This window comes from Haliea alexandrii (assembly GCF_003719295.1).
GTDB classification, from domain to species: domain Bacteria; phylum Pseudomonadota; class Gammaproteobacteria; order Pseudomonadales; family Halieaceae; genus Haliea; species Haliea alexandrii.
Window position 1 is genome coordinate 324,893 of sequence record NZ_RFLW01000001.1, and the last position, 25,051, is coordinate 349,943.

Annotated in this window: 25 protein-coding genes; 9 read left to right on the forward strand and 16 right to left on the reverse strand. The window is 63.0% G+C overall.

All coding sequences use genetic code 11. From position 1 onward, the window contains the following. Window positions 1-11: 11 nt before the first annotated feature. The 6 genes from EGJ68_RS01525 to EGJ68_RS01550 form a co-directional block, all read right to left on the reverse strand. Complete coding sequence (locus EGJ68_RS01525) at window positions 12-764, reverse strand: cytochrome b/b6 domain-containing protein (RefSeq protein WP_123032799.1); 753 nt, start codon at window positions 762-764, stop codon at window positions 12-14. An 85-nt stretch (window positions 765-849) separates the two neighbouring features. Further along, a complete protein-coding gene (locus EGJ68_RS01530) occupies window positions 850-3,288 on the reverse strand; it encodes a penicillin acylase family protein (RefSeq protein WP_123032800.1) in 2,439 nt (812 codons plus the stop codon). Window positions 3,289-3,299: 11 nt separating this feature from the next. Next, window positions 3,300-4,175, reverse strand: a complete 876-nt coding sequence (locus EGJ68_RS01535; protein ID WP_123032801.1) for a DUF6279 family lipoprotein — start codon at window positions 4,173-4,175, stop codon at window positions 3,300-3,302. Between the two features lie 23 nt (window positions 4,176-4,198). Next, window positions 4,199-4,639: a VOC family protein gene (locus EGJ68_RS01540; RefSeq protein ID WP_123032802.1), complete on the reverse strand. Its 441-nt coding sequence runs from the start codon at window positions 4,637-4,639 to the stop codon at window positions 4,199-4,201. Between the two features lie 5 nt (window positions 4,640-4,644). Beyond that, window positions 4,645-5,595 carry a pyridoxal-phosphate dependent enzyme gene (locus EGJ68_RS01545; RefSeq protein ID WP_123032803.1) on the reverse strand — a complete coding sequence of 317 codons (951 nt, stop codon included), beginning with the start codon at window positions 5,593-5,595 and terminating at the stop codon, window positions 4,645-4,647. A 19-nt stretch (window positions 5,596-5,614) separates the two neighbouring features. Then, window positions 5,615-6,298: a hypothetical protein gene (locus EGJ68_RS01550; RefSeq protein ID WP_123032804.1), complete on the reverse strand. Its 684-nt coding sequence runs from the start codon at window positions 6,296-6,298 to the stop codon at window positions 5,615-5,617. A 64-nt stretch (window positions 6,299-6,362) separates the two neighbouring features. On the opposite strand from EGJ68_RS01550, the gene EGJ68_RS01555 reads away from it, so the two are divergent. Together EGJ68_RS01555 and cuyB are read left to right on the forward strand one after the other, a co-directional pair. Further along, window positions 6,363-7,709 carry an alanine/glycine:cation symporter family protein gene (locus EGJ68_RS01555; RefSeq protein ID WP_123032805.1) on the forward strand — a complete coding sequence of 449 codons (1,347 nt, stop codon included), beginning with the start codon at window positions 6,363-6,365 and terminating at the stop codon, window positions 7,707-7,709. 12 nt (window positions 7,710-7,721) lie between these two features. Further along, on the forward strand, window positions 7,722-8,444 hold the full coding sequence (gene cuyB, locus EGJ68_RS01560; RefSeq protein WP_199227895.1) for a cysteate racemase: 723 nt from the start codon (window positions 7,722-7,724) through the stop codon (window positions 8,442-8,444). On the opposite strand, the gene leuA is transcribed toward cuyB, so the two are convergent. Continuing rightward, window positions 8,426-10,099, reverse strand: a complete 1,674-nt coding sequence (gene leuA, locus EGJ68_RS01565; protein WP_123032806.1) for a 2-isopropylmalate synthase — start codon at window positions 10,097-10,099, stop codon at window positions 8,426-8,428. The two genes, cuyB and leuA, sit on opposite strands and share 19 nt — an antisense overlap. Before the next feature lie 354 nt (window positions 10,100-10,453). On the opposite strand from leuA, the gene EGJ68_RS01570 reads away from it, so the two are divergent. The 6 genes from EGJ68_RS01570 to EGJ68_RS01595 all read left to right on the forward strand — a co-directional run bounded on the left by EGJ68_RS01570 (window position 10,454) and on the right by EGJ68_RS01595 (window position 15,303). Continuing rightward, window positions 10,454-10,933 carry an EVE domain-containing protein gene (locus EGJ68_RS01570; RefSeq protein WP_123032807.1) on the forward strand — a complete coding sequence of 160 codons (480 nt, stop codon included), beginning with the start codon at window positions 10,454-10,456 and terminating at the stop codon, window positions 10,931-10,933. After that, window positions 10,930-11,418 (forward strand): Lrp/AsnC family transcriptional regulator, encoded by a 489-nt coding sequence (locus tag EGJ68_RS01575; RefSeq protein ID WP_123032808.1) that lies wholly within the window; start codon window positions 10,930-10,932, stop codon window positions 11,416-11,418. The genes EGJ68_RS01570 and EGJ68_RS01575 overlap by 4 nt, the downstream gene beginning before the upstream one ends. A gap of 112 nt (window positions 11,419-11,530) precedes the next feature. Beyond that, complete coding sequence (locus tag EGJ68_RS01580) at window positions 11,531-12,313, forward strand: SDR family NAD(P)-dependent oxidoreductase (protein WP_123032809.1); 783 nt, start codon at window positions 11,531-11,533, stop codon at window positions 12,311-12,313. Between the two features lie 36 nt (window positions 12,314-12,349). Then, window positions 12,350-13,570, forward strand: a complete 1,221-nt coding sequence (locus EGJ68_RS01585; protein WP_123032810.1) for a multidrug effflux MFS transporter — start codon at window positions 12,350-12,352, stop codon at window positions 13,568-13,570. A gap of 70 nt (window positions 13,571-13,640) precedes the next feature. Further along, window positions 13,641-14,648: a cysteine synthase A gene (locus EGJ68_RS01590; protein ID WP_123032811.1), complete on the forward strand. Its 1,008-nt coding sequence runs from the start codon at window positions 13,641-13,643 to the stop codon at window positions 14,646-14,648. A gap of 34 nt (window positions 14,649-14,682) precedes the next feature. Continuing rightward, the gene (locus EGJ68_RS01595; protein WP_123032812.1) at window positions 14,683-15,303 is read left to right on the forward strand and encodes an NADPH-dependent FMN reductase; all 621 of its coding nucleotides are present in this window, start codon (window positions 14,683-14,685) and stop codon (window positions 15,301-15,303) included. Between the two features lie 19 nt (window positions 15,304-15,322). On the opposite strand, the gene EGJ68_RS01600 is transcribed toward EGJ68_RS01595, so the two are convergent. From EGJ68_RS01600 to EGJ68_RS01615, 4 genes are all read right to left on the reverse strand, one after another. Beyond that, window positions 15,323-16,516: a GGDEF domain-containing protein gene (locus EGJ68_RS01600; RefSeq protein WP_158283451.1), complete on the reverse strand. Its 1,194-nt coding sequence runs from the start codon at window positions 16,514-16,516 to the stop codon at window positions 15,323-15,325. A gap of 24 nt (window positions 16,517-16,540) precedes the next feature. Next, the gene (locus tag EGJ68_RS01605) at window positions 16,541-17,197 is read right to left on the reverse strand and encodes a thiol:disulfide interchange protein DsbA/DsbL (protein WP_123032814.1); all 657 of its coding nucleotides are present in this window, start codon (window positions 17,195-17,197) and stop codon (window positions 16,541-16,543) included. A gap of 111 nt (window positions 17,198-17,308) precedes the next feature. Continuing rightward, window positions 17,309-17,944, reverse strand: a complete 636-nt coding sequence (locus EGJ68_RS01610) for a c-type cytochrome (protein WP_123032815.1) — start codon at window positions 17,942-17,944, stop codon at window positions 17,309-17,311. 35 nt (window positions 17,945-17,979) lie between these two features. Further along, window positions 17,980-18,273, reverse strand: coding sequence for a c-type cytochrome (locus EGJ68_RS01615; protein ID WP_027949943.1), 294 nt, complete (start codon window positions 18,271-18,273; stop codon window positions 17,980-17,982). 115 nt (window positions 18,274-18,388) lie between these two features. Between EGJ68_RS01615 and yihA the strand changes: the two genes are divergently transcribed. After that, window positions 18,389-19,060 (forward strand): ribosome biogenesis GTP-binding protein YihA/YsxC, encoded by a 672-nt coding sequence (gene yihA / locus EGJ68_RS01620; RefSeq protein ID WP_123032816.1) that lies wholly within the window; start codon window positions 18,389-18,391, stop codon window positions 19,058-19,060. Window positions 19,061-19,216: 156 nt separating this feature from the next. On the opposite strand, the gene polA is transcribed toward yihA, so the two are convergent. The 5 genes from polA to EGJ68_RS01645 are packed head-to-tail and all read right to left on the reverse strand — an operon-like array spanning window position 19,217 to window position 24,971. Next, window positions 19,217-21,949, reverse strand: coding sequence for a DNA polymerase I (gene polA / locus EGJ68_RS01625; RefSeq protein ID WP_123032817.1), 2,733 nt, complete (start codon window positions 21,947-21,949; stop codon window positions 19,217-19,219). Window positions 21,950-21,970: 21 nt separating this feature from the next. Beyond that, window positions 21,971-22,633 carry an SCO family protein gene (locus tag EGJ68_RS01630; protein WP_123032818.1) on the reverse strand — a complete coding sequence of 221 codons (663 nt, stop codon included), beginning with the start codon at window positions 22,631-22,633 and terminating at the stop codon, window positions 21,971-21,973. Window positions 22,634-22,646: 13 nt separating this feature from the next. After that, complete coding sequence (cyoE, locus tag EGJ68_RS01635; protein ID WP_123032819.1) at window positions 22,647-23,546, reverse strand: heme o synthase; 900 nt, start codon at window positions 23,544-23,546, stop codon at window positions 22,647-22,649. Window positions 23,547-23,555: 9 nt separating this feature from the next. After that, the gene (locus tag EGJ68_RS01640; RefSeq protein WP_123032820.1) at window positions 23,556-24,218 is read right to left on the reverse strand and encodes a hypothetical protein; all 663 of its coding nucleotides are present in this window, start codon (window positions 24,216-24,218) and stop codon (window positions 23,556-23,558) included. A 3-nt stretch (window positions 24,219-24,221) separates the two neighbouring features. Further along, window positions 24,222-24,971 (reverse strand): SURF1 family protein, encoded by a 750-nt coding sequence (locus EGJ68_RS01645; RefSeq protein WP_233248638.1) that lies wholly within the window; start codon window positions 24,969-24,971, stop codon window positions 24,222-24,224. Window positions 24,972-25,051: the final 80 nt, after the last annotated feature.

Sequence of the window (25,051 nt, forward strand, 5' to 3'; positions counted from 1 at the left end):
CCGCGCCGGCATCAATCGCGCGGCTCACGGGAAAACACCTTCTGGCCGGAGAACATCGCCGATATCAAGCCGTTGCGCTCACGCAGCTCGGTGATGACCACGGCGGCGATGTGCAGCGGGATGGCGAACAGCAAGCCCCAGAAACCCAGCTCATGCAACTCGATGAAGGGCTTGCGGAAATCACGCATGGCCGCGTAGGCCTCGGCATCGAGCAGGGCGGTTTGCGCCGGCTTCAGGCCCGCGAGTTGTTCGCCGCTGGCACCCGCAGCCGCCACCCACTCCAGGAACAGATGGCCAAAGGGCGGGAAATACAGGTCAGTGCCCGCCAGCACCAGCCCGGTGACACATTGATTAACCAGCAACAGCAGCATGGCGGCGACCATGAGCCGCCCGGCCGGGTTGTGCCCGCGGTAGGCCGGTGGGTCGCCGGCTCGCACACCGCGCAGGTAACCCAAAAGCGCCCGCCCGTAGCCGCGTCCACCCGGGAGCACAGCCGACCAGCGCGCATAGCGGTTGCCGACAAAGCCCCAGGCAATGCGCCAGAGCAAATTGACAGCAAACACATAACCGATCCAGACGTGCACGGTTTTCAACGTCACCTTGCCCTCGCCACTGACGCCCAGCGCACCGGCGTTGAGGATGACCACGCCCACGCCGAGCAGACCGACGATGCAGAGCACGTTGAGCCAGTGGAACCAGCGGGTGGTGACATCCCAGACCGGGTACGCCCTGACCTCCTCCCGTTTTGCGTGTTCTTCGCTCATAAGTAGCATCCTGACAGGCCTGTAGGGCTTATCGTGTGCACTCCCAGTCTGAAGATTTCCTTAACGCGGACGGGTGTCCTGCCCGTTAATCCGGCACCAGGCGGGTTTCCGTACGCGCATGGGCCCTCACCTGCGCCGGACTGAACCACCAGGGCCTGCGCTCACCGTCCGCCCAGAGCTGGGCCTGATCGTTCTGGTGACGCTGGAAGTGCCGCTCGACCACGCCACCGGCCAGTATTGCTTCGACCTTGTCCGGGTCGGCAAAATCCACCACCAGCTTCATTGACGCGAAAAAGACCGCAGCAAAGGGCTTTTCGAACGCGTAAATACCGCGGTTGAGCGTTTCGCCGCTGCCACTGCGCTGAATTTGGAAACTGCCGGCCAGTCCACTGCCGAACCCACTGGGGCGCAACGGACTAACGAAGCGCAGGGTATGTGCGGTGCCCCAACGCCAGGCGGCGGGATCACTGCCCTGCTGTTCCTCCAGCAGCGCGCGGGCGCGGGGGGCCGCCGCGCGAATAACATCCTCCAGCGATTCGCGCTGCGCAGCCGTGCCGCGGTCATCAAACCAGTGTGCGTCTGGGGTTGCCAGCAGGGCTTCGAAACGCTGCTGCCAGAAATACCAGGTGCCAAGCATTTTTGCCGCCAGTTCCTTGCCCAGCTCGTCGGTGAAGGTGCCCAGGGCAATTTCCCGATACAGCGCCTGGTAGATCAGTGGTGCCGGGCTGTCGGCTCGGTCGACGCCGTCCCAGCTGGACAGCAATGTGTGCAGATCAGCCTGCGCCGGCTCGTTGGCCAGCGCATCGAGGATATGCGGGAGCAGGGTATCGCTCTGCAGGTTGCGGTCATCCGCCATCAGCGCCCAGTGGTCAGCCACTGTCATCTGGCTCGCCTGGTTGAGTACCTGGCCCATGCGACGATAGCGGTAATCCGGTGAGACATAGTTGGTGTAATACCAGGGGAAATCGGCTGGCCGGGTATCGTGGTTGGCCGTACCTACCCAGCCGTCTACCGGGTTGAACGCCCCGGGCATGCGCGCCTTGGGAATCCAGCCAACCCAGTCGTCGCTGCCATCGGCGGGCACCGCGCGCGGCAGGCTGCCATCGCCGCCGGCGCGCAGGGGCAGTGCCCCCGATGCCCGGTGCCCGATATTGCCCTGGTCGTCGGCGAACACGAAATTGAACATCATCAGGTCGATATCCTGCACGCGAGCATCAAACGCCTGTGCATCCGGCGCATCGAGCAGGCCCTCAATACCCAGCTGTGGCGCGTGCTTTTCCCAGGCCGTGGTACGCAGTACCAGCACCCTGTCACCCCCTGAACCCAGGCCCTGATGGTCGCTGATCACCGGGCCGCGCGTGGTGTAGCGCACAATCAGAGGGTGTTCGCGCATGCCGCCCGGGGCGTCGCCATCCTTGACGGTAATCCGCTGCTCACTGCGCCGGAACGGCAGGCTCCGGCCACCCTCCAGGTAGTGCTCCGGATTCTCGGGGTCCAGCGTCTCGACATACACGTCCTGCACATCACCGTAGGCATTGGTAACGCCAAAGGCGACATGTTCGGTGCGCCCCAGCAGCAGGCCGGGCAAGCCAGGCAGGGTGGCACCCACAGCCTGGATACCCGGTGCAAACAGGCCCACCGGGTGAAACATGCCGGGCAGGATACGGTTATCCAGGTGCGGATCGTTGGCCAGCATGGCGTGGCCCGATGCGCTGCGTGCCGCGCTGATCGCCCAGTTGTTGGAGCCGATGCCACCGTTGCGGGGCGGCTCCGGCGCAAACAGCAACTGGACGCTGCCAAGACCGTGCGCAGCGCCGGTTGGTGTGGGCGCGGCAGCGATATCGCCGGGGCTGCCCTGCTCACCGTCGGTTGCGGGTGCGCTGCGGTTGCGATTGCGCATTAACGGCATCAGCTCTGCCGCCCGTTCCGCACCCAGCTGATCCGCCAGTTGCTGGGCGAGCATTTCCGCCTTGAAATTGGTGGCGTGGGTGTAGTGGACAAAGTGAATCAGCCCTACCAGGTCCGCCAGCTCCCAGGGGCGCGCTTCCAGCCCGATGACACCCAGCTCCAGCGGGTGGTCACCGGCGTGCGCATCGACATAGGCATTCACCCCGTCCACGTAGGGCTGCAACCAGGCGCGGCTGGTTGCACTCAATTGCTCCGTGTGGCGCCGACTGTTGTGCTCAATGCCCAGCACGCGCATGCGAATATCGCTGGCGAGGCCCGCTTCGCCGATGCTCGCTGCCAGATGCCCCTGCCAGGTGGCGCGGAACAGCTCCATCTGAAACAGGCGGTGCTGAGCCGTGACAAAGCCCTGGGCACGCAACAAATCCGGCGTGTTTTGGGCAAAAATGTAGGGAATACCCAGCTCATCGCGCAGCACAGTGACGGGGGCGCTGAGACCCGGCAAAGCCAGATCAACTCCCTGGGCCGGCACCGCAGAGGAGCTCACCTGGAACCACACAGCCCCGGCCGCAATAACACCGGCAAAACCCAGCGCCAGCAGGATTCGTCGCAATAACATGAAAAATCTCCTCAAGCCTCGTCGGCGGTCGTCGCTACCTGGCTGCCCTTGGCAGGGCCCTGCTCTACCAGTGCGACCAGGTCTTCGCGCAACTTGCCAAGCTCTCGACGCAAATGGGCATCCTGGCGCTCGGTGCGCGAATTCACCAAATCGATTACTGCAAGCTGGATCACCTCCGTGTTCGCGTCCCAGATTGTGCGGTACTCGATGGAAACACTCTGCCGACGCTGCGCCACAGCCTGACGCAGTGATGTCTGCCAGTCGTGTTCGCGCTGCAGCAACATATCGAGGCGGTCCAGCCAGGCGGCACGCTCGGCCAACCACACGCTATCCGAACGACGCAGGTTTGCGCAGGCCACCGCAAGGCGCGTTTTCTGCTCAGTCTGCAGGCGGCCCAGATAGCGGCGCAGGTTGTCTTGCAGGCGTTCACAGGCATCGTCGCGGTAGTGCGCGTCATCGCGCTCCAGGTATTTTTCCTCGTACTCCGCCTGCTGCTCGCGCAGCGCCAGCATGAATTCCTGCACCTGTTCTTCCCGCAAGGCATCACCCAGCACCAGCATCCAGTCCAGCGCCCGGTGCTGCAGCCGGTCCAGCGCCTGCTCGGCCTCCAAGGTCAGTGCCGTAAGCTGGTCCCGGGTCACTGGTTGTTCCAGGCTGCGCTCAGCTCGCTCCAGCAGCTCGAGATAGCGGGGCAGTTCGTCCTGCCGGTGCCAGGCGAGAAACGGCTGCAGTTCATTTTCCAGCAGCGCATCCTGGCTGCGGTCAAGACTGACATAATCGCCCAGATACCAGGGTACAAAGAAATCCAGCCGGTTGTAGAAGAACTGCGTGCTACTGCAGCCTGCAAGCAAGGTGAGCAGCAGGCATGCAACCAGCGTACGCGACATCCTCGGCCGCAGCGCCAAAGGTTTCACGGGTAATCAAGCCCGTCGCTGGCAAACAGCAGCTCGATATTGCGAAATGCCTTGAACTCGAGGTAATTGCCAGCGGGATCACAGACAAAGCAAGTTTGCTGCTCGCCACGCCGCTCGGCGAAGCGCACGGTGGGTGCAATCGCAAATTCGATGCCAAGCGCCTTCAGCCTGGTAATCAACCGCTGCAGGTCGTCCCAGGGCAGCACAACGCCAAAGTGCGAGGCGGGTACGTCCTCCCCATCCACCGGGTTGCGCGCCAGCGTTGGCATGGCATCGGCGGCCACCAGGTGCGCCACCAGCTGGTGACCCCAGAAGTCGTAGTCTATCCAGCGCTCGGAGCGACGCCCGCGCGGGCAGCCGAGCAGCTCTGCGTAGAAATGGTCTGCTGCCTGCAGGTCGTCAACCGGAAGGGCGAGATGAAAACGGGGATAGTCCATGCCGGTCACCAGGGGAGGTTATCGAGGTCGAGATTGCCGCCGCTGATGACTGCCACCACACGACGCCCGCGGAAACGTTCCGGGTGGGCCAGCAACGCTGCGAAACTGACCGCACCAGAAGGCTCCACCACGGTTTTCAGGCGGCTCCACTGCAGGCGCATGGCCTGCACGATCTCGGCATCGGACACCGTGAGGATGGTGTCGACGTGACGCTGGATAATACCGAAATTGATAGCGCCCAGTCCCGCCAGCAGGCCGTCGGCAATCGTGCGAGGCGCCACCGACGGTTGCAGCGCGCCGAGGCCAAAGGAGCGGAAGGCGTCGTCGGCCCCCTCCGGTTCAGCCGCCACCACTTCGACGTCGGGGCGCAGATGCTTGACCGCGAGGGCGACACCAGACAGCAGGCCGCCACCCCCAACAGGCACAACCAGTACATCGAGGTCGGGTACCTGCTCCAGCACCTCCAGCGCCAACGTACCCTGGCCGGCAATCACACGCGGGTCGGCATAGGGGTGCACCACGTGGGCACCGGTGGCCGCCACCACACGCTCCAGCGTCTGTTCACGCGCCGCAAGCGTGGGTTCACATTCGATGATCAGGCCACCGTAAGCGGCAACCGCGGCCTTTTTCACTGCCGGCGCAGTCGCTGGCATGACGATATGGGCCGCGATACCGCGTTCACGTGCCGCCTGCGCCAGCGCGGCGCCATGATTACCCGACGAGTGCGTAGCAACGCCGCCCGCCGCCTGCGCGTTGGTCAGGCCAAATACCGCATTGCTGGCACCGCGCGCCTTGAAGGCACCCACCTTCTGCAGGTTCTCGCACTTGAAATGCACGTCCGCGCCGGTGACGTCATTGAGCAGCCCGCTGCTGATGACCGGCGTGCGATGCACACGGTCGCGGATGCGCGCCTGGGCCGCGGTAATGGCCGCGAAATCGGGGGCCGTCTCCGTCATGCCCTGCACTCGCCGCGGCTCAGGGGCCGGCAACAAACTGCAGGCGCCAACCCGCTCGACGCCATACCAGGTACCCGAGCAGAAAATTGGTTTGCAACAACAGGCTTAATATCCATTCAAAGGCGTCCTCCATCGAGTCGTACAATACACCATCCCATGCCTGCAGCACGACCGTGAGCAGCCCCAGCGCAAGCAGCAGACAACAGACCCCGTACATACTCGCAGCGAGGCCGCTGATGCCCGCCACGCGCCCAGAGCCCCGCCTCAACTCGGCGGCGAACAAGAGCTGGGCGAGAAAGGTGAAAGAGAAGAACAGCACCGTGCCCGCGCGCCGCTGAAAGCGCCAGGCATCTCCAACTTCACCCAGTACGGTGACGTACAGAATCAGGCCCACGCTTGCCAGCAGGCCCAGCCAAAGCATCCAGCGCAACCCGCGCGCGGCGCAGCCATCACCCTGCAATGAGCGCAACCACGCATAGTTGCACCACCAGTAGAGTGCTAGAACGACCGCAGCGGGCAGCATGGTGGCGCGAAACAGGTAGCTGGCCGGCGGCTGCCTGCCCGTGGCGCTGATTGACGTGCAGCTGTCGAGGTAGGGGTTACACCAGTCCACGTGCCCCTGGCTGGCCGCCACCAGCCAGGTGAGATGCACGGCAGCAAAGGGCAGGAGTGCCGCGAGCAGCGCAATGAGTCGCAGGTTCATGCCCCGGAGTTTAGCACCGCCCTGTGCTATTCTGCCGACTTTTGCCACCCGGAGGGCAGCGTCAATGGAATCTCTGCAACAGCTCGCGGCGAGCTTTGCCAACGCGGTCTGGGGGACACCATTGGTGGTACTGTTGCTGGGCGGCGGGCTGTTCTTTGCGCTCTACTCACGATTTTTACCCTACCGGCATTTTGGCCATGCCATCGGCATCATGCTGGGTCGCCACGATACGCCGGGAGAGCCCGGCGAGTTGAGCCATGCCCAGGCGCTGGCGGCGGCCCTCTCGGGCACCATGGGCATGGGCAATATCTCCGGCGTTGCCCTGGCGATTGCCGCGGGTGGCCCCGGCGCGGTGTTCTGGATGTGGATGTCGGCGCTGGTGGGCATTGCAACGAAGTTTTTTACCTGCACCCTGGGTGTCATGTACCGCGATACCGACAGCGCGGGACAGCTGCAGGGCGGGCCCATGTACATCATCCGCGAGGCGCTGCCGCGGGCCTTCTATCCGCTCGCCATCCTGTTTGCGCTCGCCGGCCTGATTGGCACCCTGCCCATTTTCCAGGCCAACCAGCTCACCGCTCTCATACGGGACAACCTGTTCGCGGGCCAGACACCGGCCAGCGCCAACCTGCTTATCGGCTGCGTCATGGCCGCCGTGGTAGGCATCGTGGTGTTCGGCGGGTTACAGCGGGTGGCGAAAGTGGCAGTCACCCTGTTGCCGCTGATGATCATCACCTACCTGGGGATGACGCTGTACCTGCTCCTGCTGCACAGCGACCGGATACCCGGCTTGCTGGCCAGCATCGTCAACGAGGCATTCAACCCCCAGGCAGTCGGGGGTGGCCTGGTGGGCGTCATCCTGATCGGTGTGAGCCGCGGTGTGTTTTCCAATGAGGCGGGCGTGGGCACCGAGGTCATGGCCCACGGTGCCGCTCGCACCAACGAGCCTGTGCGGGAGGGCCTGGTCGCCATGCTCGGGCCAGTGGCTGACACGCTGATTGTCTGCACCTGCACCGCGCTGGTCATTTTGCTCGCCGGCACCTGGCAGGACCCCGGCAACCTGTCCGGCATTACGCTCACCGCGAATGCCTTCCGCCAGGATCTGGGCAGCCTGGGCAGCGGCCTGTTGCTGTTCGTGACACTGATCCTCGCCAGCACCACCATGTTCACCATGTGGTATTACGGCGCCAAGTGTTTCGGCTTCCTGTTCGGCGCCAGGCTCCAGCACTACTACCGCTGGTTTTTCGTGCTGGCGGTGATTTTCGGTGCCAGCGTGAGTATTGATATCGTGTTCAACCTGATTTCCGGTTCCTACGGCCTGATGGCGATTCCCACCATGGTGTCCACGCTGCTGCTGGCGGGCAAGGTGCGAGCAGCGGCACGGGAATACTTCCAGCGACACCCCTACTAAGTGGAACAGACCGTGGAGAACAGCGAAGCAGCAGCCAGGATTGCCGGCATCATGGGCGGCATGGGGCCCGAAGCCACCGTGGATTTCATGGCGCGCGTACTGGCGGCCACCGGCGCAGCCACCGACCAGGAGCACATCCACATGCTGGTGGACCACAACCCGCGCGTACCCGACCGGCACGCGTCCATCAGCGGCAGCGGCCCGGATGCGGCACCTGAGCTGGCGGCCATGGCGCAGCGCCTGGAGCGGGCCGGTGCCGACTTTCTGGTGATGGTCTGCAACACCGCGCACGCGTACTCCCGCGAAATTCGCGCTGCGGTCAACATTCCCTTTATCAGCATTGTGGATGTGGTGATGGATGCCGTGCGCAGCCAGCCCGGGGACTGCATCGGAGTGATGGCCGCCGACGGCTGCCTGCAGGCCGGGCTGTATCAGCAGGCACTGCTGAGCGCGGGGCGCGAGCCATTGCTCTGGAACCGTGTCGAGCAGGCGCGCTTCATGGGCCTGCTCTACCGGATCAAAGCAGGGGAGCGCAGCCCGGAAGTACGCAGCGGTCTGCAGGCCCTCGCCGCCAGCCTTGAGTTCAACGGCGCGGACCTGTTGCTCGCCGCGTGCACGGAGATCCCGCTGTTGCTCGGCCCTGCCGATACCGGCGTGACCCTGTTGTCCTCGACAGACTTGCTGGTCGCGCGAACCGTGGCGCTGGCCCGCGGCGACTATGCCGCTGCGGTCTGACCCTGGCCCGCGGCGCGGTTGATCGCGCCGAGAATGCCCTCGAGCGACGCCTGGATAATGTCCGGGCTGCGGCCCACGCCACAGTGGCGCTCGCCGTCGATATTCAGCTGGATATAACACACCGCTTCCGCATCGGCGCTCTGGCTGAGGGCGTGCTCACTGTATTCAACCAGCACAATCTGGCGGCCTGTAAAGCGCTGCATGGCATCCACGAATGAAGCCACCACGCCGTTGCCGGTACCGGTAAGGGCATGGCGCACCGCGCCCTCGAAGAGCTCGGCCTGCAGCTGGTCGACGCCGTCGGCGCGACTGACCTGATAGTCACCGAGGCGCCACTGACCGGACCCGCTCAAGTAGGTGCGCTGGAACAGATCGTGAATCGCCTCGGGGGTCACTTCGGACTCCTGTACCTCGGCAAAAGCCTGCACCGCCGCGCTGAAATCTATCTGCAACCAGCGCGGCAGTTCGTAACCGTAATTGCTCTCCAGCACGTAGGCGATGCCGCCCTTGCCCGACTGGCTGTTGATGCGGATGACCTCCTGGTAGGAGCGGCCGATATCCGCCGGGTCAATCGGCAGATAGGCCACCTGCCAGGGCGCCTGCTGCTCGCGCCGCGACAGGCACTTCTTGATCGCGTCCTGGTGGCTGCCGGAAAAGGCCGTGAACACCAGCTCGCCGGCGTAAGGGTGACGCGGGTGCACCGGCAACTGGGTACACTCTTTCACCGTCTGGATGATCTCGTCCATATGGCCGAGCTGCAGTTGCGGATCCACACCCTGGCTGTAGAGGTTCATGGCCATGGTGACGATATCCATGTTGCCGGTGCGCTCACCATTGCCCATCAACGTACCCTCGACCCGGTCTGCACCCGCCAGCACACCCAGCTCCGCCGCGGCGACGGCGCAGCCCCGGTCGTTATGGGTATGCAGGGAAACCCGCAGGGCCTCGCGATTCTGCACATGGTCACAGAACCATTCAATCTGGTCCGCGTAGACGTTGGGCGTACTCATCTCCACCGTGGCCGGCAGGTTGATGATCACCGGATGCTCCGGCGTGGGCTGCCACACGGCCGTCACCGCATCCACTACTTCCACGGCGAAATCCAGCTCGGTACCGGTGAAGCTCTCCGGCGAATATTCGAACACCCACTCGGTCTCCGGGTAGCGCGCCGCCACGTCGCGCACCAGCTCGGCGCCCTTGACCGCAATATCAATGATCCCCTCACGGTCCAGGCCAAACACCTGTTCGCGCTGTACCGTCGAAGTAGAGTTGTAGACGTGCACAATGGCGCGGCGGGCGCCGCGCAGCGCCGCAAAGGTTTTCTCGATCAGCTCCGGGCGCGCCTGAGTCAACACCTGGATGGTGACGTCGTCAGGAATACGTTTGTTCTCGATCAGCTCACGGCAGAAGTTGTAGTCGTGACTGGATGCGGACGGAAAACCGACCTCGATTTCCTTGAAGCCTATCTTCACCAGCTGATCCCACAGGCGGGATTTTTGCCGCCCGGTCATCGGCTCGATCAGGGCCTGGTTACCGTCGCGCAGGTCAACGCTGCACCAGCGTGGCGCCTCGGTAATCTGCCGATCGGGCCAACGGCGCGACGCCAGGCGCACGGGGGCGAAGGGCGGGTATTTGCGATGATCGAATTGGCTCATGGGCCTCTGTCCTCTGTCCATTTTGCCGCGTGCGGCGAATACAGGCGGCTGTGCATCCGTGGGTCGCGCAGGGTCGTGTCCTGCCGGACCAGCTCTCGTGGAGCCCCGTGCCTGCGTTGAGCTTCCCCGGTAAGGACGCTCTGCAGCGGCAACGGATGCTGCATCAGCCGAGTGCGTAGTATAAACCCTGCCGGTGGGCGAATTGCTGCAAAAACACGCCCGTGGCCGTATAATTTTAGAGTAAAATATCAATAAATTACATTTTAGTGGCTATAATCACTATTATATGCCTGCGCGCTGGCGTGCACAGGCAATTCCAGACAGACCAGATGAACCGGAAAGGAGGGTAACGCCATGGCCTGCTGGCTATTGAAAACAGAGCCGGACACTTTCAGTCTTGAGGACCTCGCGGCGCGCCCGGCACAAACCGAACCCTGGGACGGCGTACGCAACTATCAGGCGCGCAACTTCCTGCGCGATGGCATGCAGGCGGGTGATGACGTGCTGATCTATCACTCCAGCTGCGCGGTACCGGCAGTCGTGGGCCTGGCCGACGTTGTGGGCCCGGCGCGGCCCGACCCGAGCCAGTTCGACCCTGCTTCGCCCTACCACGATCCGCGCAGCGAGCGCGACAATCCGCGCTGGGTGCTGCGCGATATTCACTACCGCAGTCACCTGCCGCGGCCGCTGCCGCTCGCCGAACTCAAACGCCACGCCGCCCAATTCGAGGGCTTCGCCCTGCTGCACCGCAGCCGACTGTCAGTCATGCCGGTGGCACCTGAACACTACCGCCTGATCCTGCAACTGGCGGCGACACCGGGGGAGAGCGCGTGAAGCTGGACCGTATCGATCGCCGTATCCTGGATGTCCTGCAGCGGGATGGCCGTATCAGCAATCTCGACCTCGCCGAGCGCGTTGGCCTGTCGGCCACACCCTGCGCGCGCCGGGTGAAACGGCTGGAGGACTCGGGCCTGATTCTCGGTACCGTCACCCTGCTGGACCAGTCTCGCCTGGGACTTAAACTGACGGCCTACATCGGCATCAGCATGGATCGCCACACCCCGGACCGCTTCGACGCCTTCGAAGCGCAGGTACGCGACTTCCCCGAGGTCATGGAGTGCTCCGTTGTGACCGGGCAGAGCGCCGATTACCTGCTGAAAGCGGTGATACCGGACATGCAGCACTACGAGCGCTTCCTGCTCGGCAAACTCACCCGTATCCCCGGTGTTACCGGCGTGCATTCCAGTTTTGAGTTGCGACGGGTGGTACAGAACACCGTGCTGCCGCTGGACCACGTGGAGAGCGACACCGAGGTCTGAGACCCGCCGGCAGTGGCCGCGTACCGAATGGCCACTTCCCCTGGCCAACCTGGCCCTTGCCCCGGCTTTACGATTGGACGCATCATGGGGCAGACAGCAAGGGAGCCGTGCCATGCTTGATATGCAGAACAAAGTGGCCCTGATCACCGGCGGCGCGAGCGGTATGGGGCGCATCATCGCCCTGCGCCTGGCGGCGCGCGGCGCCAGAGTGGTCATCTTCGACGTCAATGAGGCAGGGCTTGAGGCCACCTGCGCAGAACACGAGCGAATTCATGCCCTGCACTGCGACATTGGCGACCTCGATGATGTCGAAAAGAAGGTCGCGCAGGTCGAACAGGGAACCGGGCCGATCGACCTCCTGGTCCACGCCGCCGCACTGATGCCGAGCCACAAGCTTGTGGACCATACCCATGCGGGCATGGAGCGCCTGTTCCGCATCAACTATTTCGGCACCACCTACATGATACGCAGCGTGCTGCCGTCGATGCTCGCGCGTCGCAGCGGCCGTATCATCGCCTTTGGCTCGGTCGCAGGCTATGCGCTGGTCACCCACATGGGCGGCTACTGTGCCACCAAATCCGCGGTGAACACCTATGTGGAAATCCTGCAGAACGAACTCCGCGACTCCGGTGTGCAGGTCCATCTGGTGTGCCCACCGCCGGTCAATACACCCCTGATCGACCAGACACTGGCGACCGACAGCCCCGCCAGCCTGATTGAAGCGAAGCAATCGGGGCGACTTTCCGACCCGGAGAAAATCGTCACGGCAATCGAGAAAGGCGTGGCGAAGAACCGCGACATCATCTACCCCGGTGAGGCGCGCCTGCTCATGCTCTGGCATGCACTGCTGCCGCGCCTGTGGTGGAAAACGGTGCTGAAGTTCGAGAAACAATGACCCGATCGGCAGTGCGCATGATAGCATCGCCGACCCATGAGCTCCCGACACCTCACTGCTGACTCACCCTGGCTGTTGGCCTTGCTGGCAACGCTGGTCGCCCTTGGGCCACTGAGTGTCGATATGTACCTGCCGGCAATGCCGGCCATGCGCGTTGCCCTGGCCACCGATGTGGGCAGCGTACAACTGACCTTGAGCGCCTACCTCGCCGGCTTCGCGGTGTTCCACCTGTTCTGCGGCCCCCTGGCCGACCGCTATGGCCGCAAACCGGTCATCACCGCCGGCACGCTGCTGTTCATTGTGGCCTGCGTGGGGTGCAGCCTGGCGACCACGATAGACGAATTGCTTGCCTACCGGTTCCTGCAGGGCATTGGTGCCTGCGTGGGGCCAACGCTTGCCCGCACCATCACGCGCGACCTGTTCGGACCACGCCGCGCCGCCCGCGCCCTGTCGCTCATTGCCATGCTGATGGCCCTGGCACCCGCGGTGGCGCCGAGTCTCGGCAGCCTGTTAACGGTGTTCTTTCCGTGGCGCAGCATTTTCGTGTTTCTGGGACTCTACGGCGCGCTGATACTGCTCGTTCTCAACCGCTACCTGGGGGAATCCCTGCCGGTGCGCCAGAGCCTCCATCCGGGCACCATTGCGCGCAACTATGGTGTGCTGCTGCGCAGTGGGCCTTTCATGACCGTCGTGATCAGCAGCTCCTTCGTCTACGCCGGCATGATGGTCTACCTCGCCTCATCCGGCTTCGTGTACATTGAAATGCTGCAGCTGCCGGTCAAGTACTTCGGGCCCATCTTTCTCACCACGGTCGCCGGCTATATCGCGGGAAGCGCGGTGAGTGCACGTCTGGCAAGCCACCTCGATTCCATGCGAGTGCTGCTGATTGGCACCGTGGTCGTTGCTGTCGCCAGTCTGAGTATGGCGATTACAGGCACGCTGTTTGACACCCGCGTTGCGGCGCTGGCCATCCCGATGATGCTCTACACGGCGGGCATGGGCCTCACGCTACCCCATGCCATGGGCCTCGCGCTACAGCCCTATCCACACATGGCAGGCACCGCCTCGGCCTTGCTCGGCTTCATCCAGATGGCTGTATCGGCCGCCGCCGGCGGCCTGGTCGGCCTGTTCCTGCACGACTCACCGCAACCGATGCTGCTCGGCATATTACTGCTGGGGCTGACCGGGCTCGCACTCGCGCTGCAGGCGAGCCGACTACACACACGCGCCGCCGACACCGGGCAGGCCGCAAACTGAGCTGCGCGAACACTGACCGGCTGTAGCGGCTGTGGCATACTGCGCCTTCTTTTTTACGGAGAAACCGGCCGTGGCGAGCGCTGCAGATGTCACCCAGCTTATCGGCAACACGCCGCTCTTATATCTGCGGCAGGCATCGGAGCGCACCGGTTGCCGTATTTTTGGCAAAGCCGAGTTCATGAACCCCGGTGGCTCAGTGAAGGACCGCACGGCTCTTGGCATCATTCGCGCGGCGGAAGCCAGCGGCGAACTGCGCCCGGGCGGTCGCATCGTCGAGGGCACCGCAGGGAATACCGGCATTGGTTTGACCCTGCTGGCCAACGCCCTGGGCTATACCAGTACCGTGGTGATGCCCATCAGCCAGAGCCGCGAGAAAATCGACACTCTGGAATTGCTCGGTGCCGATTTACATCTTGTCCCGGCCACGTCCTACAGTGAGCCCGGCCACTATATCCACACCGCCCAGCGACTGGCAGAAAAATTCGCCAGCAGCGAGGCCGCAGGCGCGGTGTGGGCAAGGCAGTTCGACAACCTGGCCAATATGGCAGTACACCGCGACACCACCGGCGAGGAAATCTGGCAGCAAACGGAGGGCGAAATCGACGGGTTCATTTGCGCCGTGGGCACCGGCGGCACGCTGGCGGGCGTTTCCCAGGCACTCAAGGCGCATCGCGAGAGCATTACCATCGGTCTCGCTGATCCACAGGGCGCTTCGCTGAGCCACTATTTCAACTGCGGTGAACTCAGGCCCAGCGCGGGCAGTTCCATCATGGAAGGCATCGGCATCAACCACATCACCGGTAACGTGGCACAGGCCAGAGTGGATACCGCCTTTACCGTAACCGATGAGGAAGCACTGCCACTGCTATTCGACCTGCTGCAGCACGAAGGGCTTTGCCTCGGTGGCTCGGCCGGTGTCAACATTGCCGGTGCGGTGAAGCTCGCCGAACAGCTGGGGCCCGGGCACACCATCGTTACCATCCTCTGTGACTACGGCAACCGCTACCAGAGCAAACTGTTCAACCCCGCGTTCCTGCACAACAAAGGCCTACCGGTACCGCCCTGGCTGGATATCTGACCAACACAACCCCCTGAAAATACGGAGACCCCACATGAAACTGGGCATTATCAGCGGCAGTCATCGACCCGATTCACAGAGCGCCAAGGTAGGCCGCTACATCAAGCACACCCTGCTGGAGCAGACGCTCTGCGACGACGTCTGGTTTCTGGACCTCGGTGGCAACCCGCTGCCGTTGTGGGAAGAGGGTGTTTGGGACCCGGAAGATGCCCGCTGGCAGGGAATTCTCGACCCGCTGCGCACCGAGCTGCACAGCTGTGACGGCCTGATCGTTATCGCACCGGAATGGCACGGCATGGTGCCCGCCGGCCTGAAGAACTTCCTGCTGTTATGGACATCGGGCGGTGAACTGGCCCACAAACCGGCACTGATCGTCACCGTGTCGGGCTCCATCGGGGGCTCTTACCCCGTGGCAGAGCTGCGCATGAGCGGCTACAAGAACAACCGCCTCTGCTTCATACCCGAGCACCTGATCGTGCGCAACGTCAACGGCGTGTTCAACGCCGACGACAAGGACAACGACCAGGACCCGCACACCTACCATCGAGACCGGCTCATCTACTGCCTGGAGCTGCTGCGGGAATACGCGCTGGCAATGCGCCAGGTGCGCGCCAGCGGCAAAGGCGCCCTCGACGTGTACCCGAGCGGCATGTAAGACCGGCGGAGCGGGGCACTCACTGCGCGGGGGCCCACACCTCAACACGGTCCCGACCGTTGTCCTTGGCCCGGTAGAGGGCCTCGTCCGCGCGACTGAGAAGCAGGTCGATGGTATCGCCCTGCCGCGCCTCGGTAATGCCAGCACTGAAGGTCACGCTCACCGCGCTGCTGCCGGCGTGCAGTGCGGTTTCGGCCACCGCAAGCCGCGCCCGGTCGAGTAGTACCCGCGCTTCCTGCGGAGAGCTGTCCGGCAGCAACAACACGAACTCCTCGCCGCCGTAACGTGCCAGTACATCCGTCTCCCGCAGCTGCCCCTGCCAGGCGTCGGCAAAGTGGCGCAGTGCCTCGTCGCCGAAACTGTGGCCGTAGCTGTCGTTCAGGCGCTTGAAGTGGTCCAGGTCAATCATCGCCAGGCACAGGGAATGCCTCTGCCGCAGAGCGCGTGCCAGATCGCGCTCGGCCACCGTGCGAAAAGCGCGACGGTTCAGCAACCGGGTGAGGTCATCGCGAGTAGCGAGATATTCAGCGCGGATTTGATGCGTGCGCCCCACGGCCAGAATACGCTGCATGGTCATCAGCGTAGCGCCAACGAACCCCATCACCAGTGCGGGAATACCGAAATTGTAGGGCAACAGATAACTGTAGGACTCGAGGGGAGAGACGTAGGGTTCGCCCTGCCACCAGTCGTGATAGCCGTGGAACCCGCGCAACAGCACCACGGCACTGTACAGCAGCAAGCTCACACCGAGGAGCACCTGGGCAGGTCGCGTGGCGGGATCCTCCCGACTCTTGAGCAGCAACCAGATGGCCTGCACTGGCAGGAGCCCGGCGATGGTGGAGTAGACCCCCATCAGGAAGTCGGAGTTACCGCTGGTCATCCAGTAGTGGATATTGAAAGCGACCATGACACCAACACTGACGGGCACAATCCACCAGGGCAGTGGCCGACCCATGAAGTGGAAGATGCCAATCAGGAACAGTGCCTCGCCCGCAAGCTGGCCCGCATTGCCCAGCACATTGAGCACCGGGCTGCCGGTGGCGATAAAACCGAAAAAGAGCACGATGCCGCCGATCAGCGTCCAGCTGCCGGCCATCCAGAAAACCGGGCCGGCATAAGGGCGCGACACATACCAAAGAGCGGTGGAGGAGACCGCCACTGCCAGCAGCAGGCAAACGCCCAGCAGCATTGGCGAGTAATAGATGGCCTCCACGGCGCCCCCGTTACGCCTCCCGGCTCAGGCGGCGGCGGGTGCCGGCTGTGCGGCGCGTTCTTTCTCTATGAGGAAGTCAGCCAGTTTCAGCATATTTGCCTGGCTACCCGCCTTGCGAATGCTGATACGGTACTTGCCGTTGACCATCATTTCAGGCGTACCGGTGATTTTCGCCGCCCGGGCGCGGCTGTTGGCCTGGCGCACCTGGCTGCTCACACCGAAGGAAGAAAACGCCTTGTCGAAATCATCACCGCTCACGCCATTGGAGGTGAACAGCTTGCGGATCTCCGCTTCTGACCCCAGGCGCTTGCCGTCGACGTTCATGGCCTGGAACATGACTGTGTGCAGTGAATCGAGAACGCCCAGCACATCGGCGGTGTAGTACATGGCAGCGTGCAGCTCCATGGGCTTGTTCCACACGGCGGGGGAGCCTTTAAAGTCGACATCTTCCGCCAGGGTGTCCTTCCAGCGGCTGATCAACGGGTCGAAAGTGTAGCAGTGGCCGCAGCCATACCAGAAGAATTCGACCACTTCGATCTTGTCCGGATCTGCCGTGCGCAGTGCCGGCACGATCAGGTCATAGTGCGTGCCTTCCTGCCAATCGGTGGTAGCGGCATCCTGAGCTGAGGCTGCGAGCGGGGCCAGCAGCACGAGAGCAAGAGCGAGAAAACGCGTAAACATGAGATTCTCCATTGTCAGATTACCGTTATCAGACCACGATTCCGGCGGCCTGTTCTACTCCGGATAAAAAAGGTGGCTCGATGGCCACCTTTTCAACAGCTGCTGGAAGGCTTACTTCAGGCCTGCCGCGTAGCTGGCAACGGCTTCGATTTCCATATCGCTGAGGCCGAAGGCGTTGGCGCGCATGATTTTGGTATCGCCATCATTGGTGCGCCCGGTGGGGTCTTCGTAGCCTTTACGGTAGGCGCGCAATTGCGCCGCGATGTACTCGGAGTGCTGTCCGTGCAGCGCGGGGTAGCCCGCCAGGGCATTACCCTTGCCGGTCGGCGAGTGGCAGCCGCTGCAGGCGGCCACCTTGCGCTCGGCGATCCCGGCGCGATAGACCTTCTCACCCAGCGCCACCAGCGCCGGATCTGCCTGGTTACCCGTCACCGCCTTGCTCGCATAGTACGCGGCGATATCAGCCAGTTGCTGATCGGTCATGTCGTCAACCTGGCCGGCCATGGTGGGAATGGGGCGGGCGCCATCGCGAATGTCCATCAGCTGCTTGAGCAGATAGCGCTGCCCCTGGCCTGCCAGTTTGGGGAACGTGGGCACCGGACTGTTACCATCGGCACCGTGGCAGGCACTGCACATCTGAGTGAGTGGCTCACCGGCGGCGGCATCGCCGTCGAGGAACGGCGTAGCCGCACCGGCGGTGTGTGCAAAACCCACCAGGGCTGCACAGAGAACAAGGGCTTTCTTCATGACACTTCCAGACAGGAACGTAGAGTAACGGCGCCTTACTGCGCCGGCGTGGACATGTACGTGATCAGGGCTGCATAGTCCTCATCCGTGCAATCAAAGCACATGCCCTTGGGCGGCATGGCATTCAGGCCATTCTTGACGGACGTTACCAATGCATCCATGCCTTTCTCCATTTTCGGAGCCCAGGCGGCGGCATCACCGGTTTTAGGCGCACCAGCAACACCGGCGTTGTGACAGACCGCACAACTCTTGTTGTACTTGTCCATGGGCGGCTCAGCCATTGCGCCGGCGGCAACAACCATGGCGCCCACTGCCAACAATTTTTTCATGCTACACCTCTGCTTCATGCTGCGGGTTAGATGGGACGCGGAGATTTCCGTCAGTCCCGGGAAAGCTGTGGCATTATATACGAGATACCCCATGCAAAAAAGGCAAGCGCACCTCATGCAGTCAACCGCCCCGGACCGGCCCGACTACCGCAGCGCCGGTTTCCTGACCAGCGCCAGCCGGCTCTCCCAGTGCCCCGAGGACGCGGGCTGGGAAGTGGCCTTCGCCGGTCGCTCCAACGCTGGAAAATCCTCTGCAATCAATAGCTTAACCGGGAACTCAAAGCTTGCGCGTACCTCCCGCACCCCCGGGCGCACGCAGTTGATCAATTTTTTCAGCCTCAGTGAGACGCAGCGCCTGGTCGACTTGCCCGGCTATGGCTTCGCCAAAGTCCCCCTCGCGGTGAAACAGGAGTGGACCAAACAGCTGGAAAATTACCTGCAAAAACGCGAGAGCCTGCGCGGGCTGATTCTGCTCATGGACGTGCGCCATCCACTGCAGGCCTTTGACCAGCAAATGCTCAACTGGGCAGTGAGCGCCGGCATGCCGGTCCACATCCTGCTTACCAAGGCGGACAAGCTCAAGAATGGCCCCGCACGCGCGACCTTGCTGCAGGTACAACGGACACTGCAGGTGCACGGCGACAGCGTTACCGTACAACTGTTCTCCGCCCTGAAGCACAGTGGCCACAAGGAGCTGGTCGCGGTGTTAAATGCCTGGCTGACCGACCTCAGCGTCTACGAGGACGAGGAGCACGACGCGGGCGAAGAGGACGAATCCGGCACATAAAAAACCCGGCTGCCCGTAGGGGGACAGGCAGCCGGGACAGCTTGGGTCTCTGGGGAAGAGACTTGCCCCGCGAGTGGCTCATGGGGAGGAGCCTGCGGAGCAGTAGCAGCATGCTACGAATAATGAGACCGGGTTCGCTGCGGAAAGTTCCACCCGCTAGTGCGCTTCATCCCAATTTTTTCCGGAACCCGCTTCCACCAGCAACGGCACGGCGAGTTCAGCCGCGTCGCTCATCAGCCCGCACAGGGTGTCACAGACCTGCTCGACCGCCTCTTCGGCCACTTCCAGCACCAGTTCGTCATGCACCTGCATGATGGTACGGGCGTCCACATCCGAGCCCTGCAACCAGCCGTCCACCTGCAACATGGCGCGCTTGATAATGTCCGCAGCCGTGCCCTGCATAGGCGCATTGATCGCTGTGCGCTCGGCGGCCTGCGCGCGCATCTTGTTCCGGGCGTTGATTTCCGGCAGGTACAGCCTGCGCCCGAACAGGGTTTCCACGTAGCCCTGCTCGCGGGCGCTGGCGCGGGTGCGGTCCATGTAGTCCTGCACCCCGGGGTAGCGCTCGAAATAGCGGTCGATGTATTCCTGCGCCTCGTGGCGCCCCAGGTGCAGTTGTCGTGCCAGCCCGAAGGCTGACATGCCATAGATCAGGCCAAAGTTGATGGCCTTGGCCTTGCGCCGCTGTTCCGCAGACACGGCATCCAGGGCCACACCAAACACCTCCGCGGCGGTGGCGCGGTGCACGTCCAGCCCCTCGCGGAAAGCACGTAGCAGCCCGTCATCGGAAGACAGGTGCGCCATGATGCGCAGCTCAATCTGGGAGTAATCCGCGGCCACGATGCGGTAGCCCGGGGGCGCAATGAAGGCCTGGCGGATACGTCGACCTTCCTCGGTACGGATCGGAATATTCTGCAGGTTCGGATCGGAGGAGGACAGGCGCCCGGTGGCCGTCACCGCCTGGTGATACGAGGTGTGGATACGCCCCGTGCGCGGGTTCAGCAGCTCCGGCAGTTTGTCGGTATAGGTGGATTTCAGTTTGCTCAGGCCCCGGTACTCCAGCAACACCCGCGGGAGTGGGTAATCCAGGGCAAGTTCCGCCAACACCTCCTCGGCTGTTGATGGCGCACCGGTCGGTGTTTTGCGCAGCACCGGCAACTCCAGCCGCTTGAAGAGGATCTCACCGAGCTGTTTGGGTGACCCCAGGTTGAAGGCCTCGCCGGCCAGATCATGAGCCTCAGCTTCCAGCTGCTGCAGGCGCTCACCCAGCTCGCGGCTCTGCTGCTGCAGCAGTTCCCGCGACACCAGCGCACCCGTGCGCTCGATACGCGACAACACCGGCACCAGCGGCAGCTCGATGGCGGTGTACACCGCGGCGGGCCCCTCCAGTTCTGACAACCGGGGCCACAGCGCCTGGTGCAGGCGCAGGGTGATATCCGCGTCCTCTGCCGCGTAGGGGCCGGCATCCTCCACCTTGACCTGATTGAAGGTCAGCTGTTTGGCGCCCTTGCCGGCAATATCCTCGAAGTGGATGGTCTTGTAGCCGAGATACTTCAGCGCCAGGCTGTTCATGTCGTGGCGGGTCGCGGTGGAATCCAGCACATAGGACTCGAGCATGGTGTCGTGACGAATACCGCGCAGATTGATCCCGTGGTTGGCCAGCACACTGGCGTCATACTTCAAATTCTGCCCGACCTTGGCGCGCGCCGGGTCCTCCAGCAAAGGCTGCAACATGCCCAGCACCTCATCGCGATCCAGCTGCGCCGGCGCGCCCAGATAATCGTGGGCCAATGGCACATAGGCGGCCTCACCGGGCTCTACCGCAAAGGAAACGCCCACCACCTGCGCCTCCATGTAATTCAGGCTGGTGGTCTCGGTGTCGAAGGCAAACAGCTCCGCTGCCTGTAACTGCGCCAACCAGCGCTCCAGCGCCGGCATGTCGGTCACAACCTCCCAGTGGGTATCCGGCTGTGGCTGAACGTCGGAATCAGCGGCTTCAACCCCCTCAACGTTCCCCAACAATTCCTCAAGCCAGCTGCGAAACTCCAGCCGGGTGTACCACTCGCGCAGTGCGGCATTGTCCGGCTCGCCGTTGTGCAAGGCCTGCACCGATTCTTGCAGCGGTACATCCAGCTTGATCGTCGCCAGCTGGTAGGACAAGTAGGCGCGCTCGCGCTCCGCCTCCAGCTTGGCCGCCATGCTCTTGGCACCGCGGAAGTTCAGGGTCGCCACCTGATCCAGCGCCGCATAGATGTCATCCAGGCCACCCAGGCCCTGCAACAGGGCCAGTGCGGTTTTTTCCCCCACACCCGGTACGCCGGGAATGTTGTCCACCTTGTCGCCCATCAGCGCGAGGAAATCGATAATACGGGAGGGCGGTATACCAAATTTCTCTTCCACGCCGGCTTCGTCCAGCCGCGTATCGGTCATGGTATTGACCAGCGTGGTGTGCGCATTCACCAGCTGTGCCATGTCCTTGTCACCGGTGGAAATCACCACCGGCCGGCCGCACTCGGAGGCCTGGCGGGCAAGGGTACCGATCACATCATCAGCTTCAACACCGGGTTCACAGATCAATGGCAAACCCATGGCCCGCACAATGGCATGGATCGGTTCTACCTGGGCGCGCAGCTCGTCCGGCATGGGCGGCCGTTGGGCCTTGTATTCGGCGAACAGTTCGTCGCGAAAGGTCTTGCCCTTGGCATCGAAAACCACCGCCACCGGGCTTTCCGGGTAATCCTTGAGCAGACGGCGCAGCATGCTGATAACGCCCTTCACCGCTCCGGTGGGTTCACCGGTGGAGGTGTTGAGGGGTGGCAGCGCGTGAAAGGCCCGGTAGAGATAGGAGGAGCCGTCCACCAGGACGACAGGCGCGGTGGTATCAGCCATGACGGCCTCCTGTTGCAGGGCTCAATGGTCCCAGAGATAGCGGATAGAGCGGTAGGTCAGCTTCATTTTCGCCAGATCCAGCGGGGCCTTGAAAAACGCGTGGTAGTCGCCGCGAGGGTTGATCAGGACCACATTGGCGCTGTGGTCCACCAGATAGTTCTCGTCCTGACCGGGCACCTTGCGAAACGGCGTATTCAGGGCCGTGGCAAAGCGATGGATGTCGAGAAACTCGCCGGTAACACCGACAAACTCGGGGTTGAAGAAGGGCACATAGCTGGCGAGCTGTTCCACCGTGTCGCGGGCGGGATCCACCGACACCATGACCACCTGGGTGTCTTCCACTTCCGTGCCTTCAAGCGCTTGCACAAACTGGTCGAGGAACGCCATGGTGGTGGGGCAGATATCGGGACAGTAGGTAAAACCGAAGAAAATCAGCGTCCACTGGTTCTCGAGGCTCGCCGGCACAAAAGGTTGGCCGCGGTGGTCGACCAGCGCAAAATCACCCATGTCACGGGGTGTTTGCAGCAGAAACGCGCCGTTGGCCTGCATGTCGGCTGCCGTCATTACACGTGGCTGGTTGATGCGGTTCACGAAACCGGCAACGATCACCAGAATAAACACCAGCACCCCGATAACGGTCCAGCGAATACCGCGGCTCTGGCTGGGTGTCTTGCTGTCGCTCATGGTGGTTAGATCCTCAGGCAGCAGTCATGGGAAAAACATAGTGGTCCACCAGCATGACCACGAACAGGGCCATCAGGTAGATGATCGAGTACTTGAAGGTTTCCATGGGCGCAGCCGGGTTGCGGTTGCGCATCAGCTCAATGGCCCAGTAGAGGAAACCGCCGCCGAGTACCACGGCGCCCAGCAGGTACAGCGGCCCACTCATGCGGGTCACAAACGGCAGCAGGGTAATCAGGAACATGAGAACCGTGTACAGGAGGATATGCAGGCGGGTGAAGGCATCGCCGTGCGTCACCGGCAACATCGGTATATCCACCGCCGCGTACTCTTCCTTGCGGTGGATTGCCAGGGCCCAGAAGTGCGGCGGTGTCCAGGCAAATATTATCAGCACCAACAGCAGCGCGTGGCCGTGTATCTCCCCGGTAACGGCGGTCCAGCCGAGCAGGGGTGGTGCCGCGCCGGCAAGGCCGCCGATCACGATATTCTGCGGCGTGGCACGCTTGAGAAACAGGGTGTAGACAAAGGCATACCCCACCAGTGAGGCAAAGGTCAGCCAGGCGGTCAGAGCATTGATCCAGATAAGCAGAATGGCCATACCCGCCCCGCCCAGCACCAGGGCGAACACGGCGGCCTGCAGGGTACCGACCCGGCCCTGGGCCATGGGGCGCTTGCTGGTTCGCGCCATACGCTGGTCAACCCGCTGGTCGACAAGGTGGTTCACGGCTGCCGCCGCGCCGGCACAGAGGGCGATGCCGAGATTCCCCAGAATGAGCGCGTCCAGCGGCACCATACCAGGCACCGCCATGAACATGCCGATTACCGAGGTGAGGATCATCAGCAGGACAACATTGGGCTTGGTCAGCTCCTTGTAGTCCCGCCAGGTGGCTTTGGCTGTTGCGGCCATGTCAGTCATTGCGCTGGTTCAGTCCCCGGAGTTCTTCAGCAGGAATTTCAGATCAGAGATCACATCTTTGTAACTGTCGCTGGCATCATACGTCATCATCACCCAGCCGGCAGGGTCTACCAGATACCAGAGGTCGTCTTTTGCACGGGTTTCAGGGAACAGCTGAGGCCAGCTGGCGCCGTCCAGACGGACGATGACCAGCCCACCGTGCTCCTCCGCGAGCAGGCCCGCAAAGCCCGCCGGTGCCGGCTTGTTGTCGCTAAGGTCGCTCACCCCCAAAGTCGTGTCCGCAGGCGCGCGATCCGTTATCAGCATGCGCCGCACACGGGGGAACTCCTTGCCCAGGGCGAGGTGAATCTGGCGCGTCAGGTACAGTTTGCGCTCACACGACGCACCACATTCGGCGCTGTCCTGCGTCACCAGCAAGGTCCACTGGTGATCGACGTTGCTCCAGGGCAGTGGCGTGCCGGTGGGTGACAGCAGACGGGCTTCGGCCAAGGCACGCGGCGGGTCCAACAGCGTGCCGCGATTTGCGGTACCGAGCATGCCCACGATATCCAGCTCGCCGCGCGCCACAAACCACCAGAGCCACGTCGCCGCCAGCACCATGATCACGGGGATACCGGCGATGAGCAGGATCACCAGACGGCTGTTGTTCGCTCCCGCTGTGGGTTCCTGCATCGGTCAATCCTCTCGGCGTGTAATGAGCTGCCACAGGTTGGAACTGCGCAGCAGAAAAAAGAGCAGCAACACGGCGGCCATAGTAAACCACTGCACCGCATAGCCCTGGTGTTTTTCCGGGCTGGCGTTGACCACAGGCCAGTCTGCGGTGAGCGCCGCCGGCTCGTTGGGGTCAATGCGCACCAGCCAGGGGTACAGTTCGGCATCACTGACGGTGGCAACCAGTGGCTGCAGGGCCTGCATGTCCACGGCCTGGATGCGCACCGGCCAGGGCGGCGCAAGCTGCTGCTCGGCCAGCAGGTACGGTGTGCCGGGGGATACATACAGGTGACCGGTGACACTCGAGACACCCGCTGGCTCGGGAACGTCGGGAAGCGTCAGGCGCGCGGGGTCGCTGGCTACCCAGCCGCGGTTCACCAGCACCAGCCGCTGCGTGTCCGCCAGACGGAACAGGCCTACCACCTCATTGCCATACCTGCCGCGATACATGCGATTGTCCAGTAGCAGGTAGTCGCCGGGCAGGAACTCACCGCGCAAGTGAACGCGACGGTAGGCCAGTGCTTCAGCCGGCTCCGCGGCAAGCTCGCTCAGCCGCACGGGGGCTTCACTCTGACGCTGCGCCCAGCGGGACTCCAGCTCGCGCTTTTCGTCCGCCCGCTCCAATTGCCAGAAACCCAGAGCGACAAGGGCAGGAAAGAGCAGGGCGGTAAACAGCGTAATGCGCCACTCCAGATCCAGTTTCAATGCTGCCATGCCTCAACCCCGTTCAGTTAATGTAGCGCCGTATGCAACAGCCATCGAGGCTGCTGGTTTATACTGCTGCGTTTCTGGAA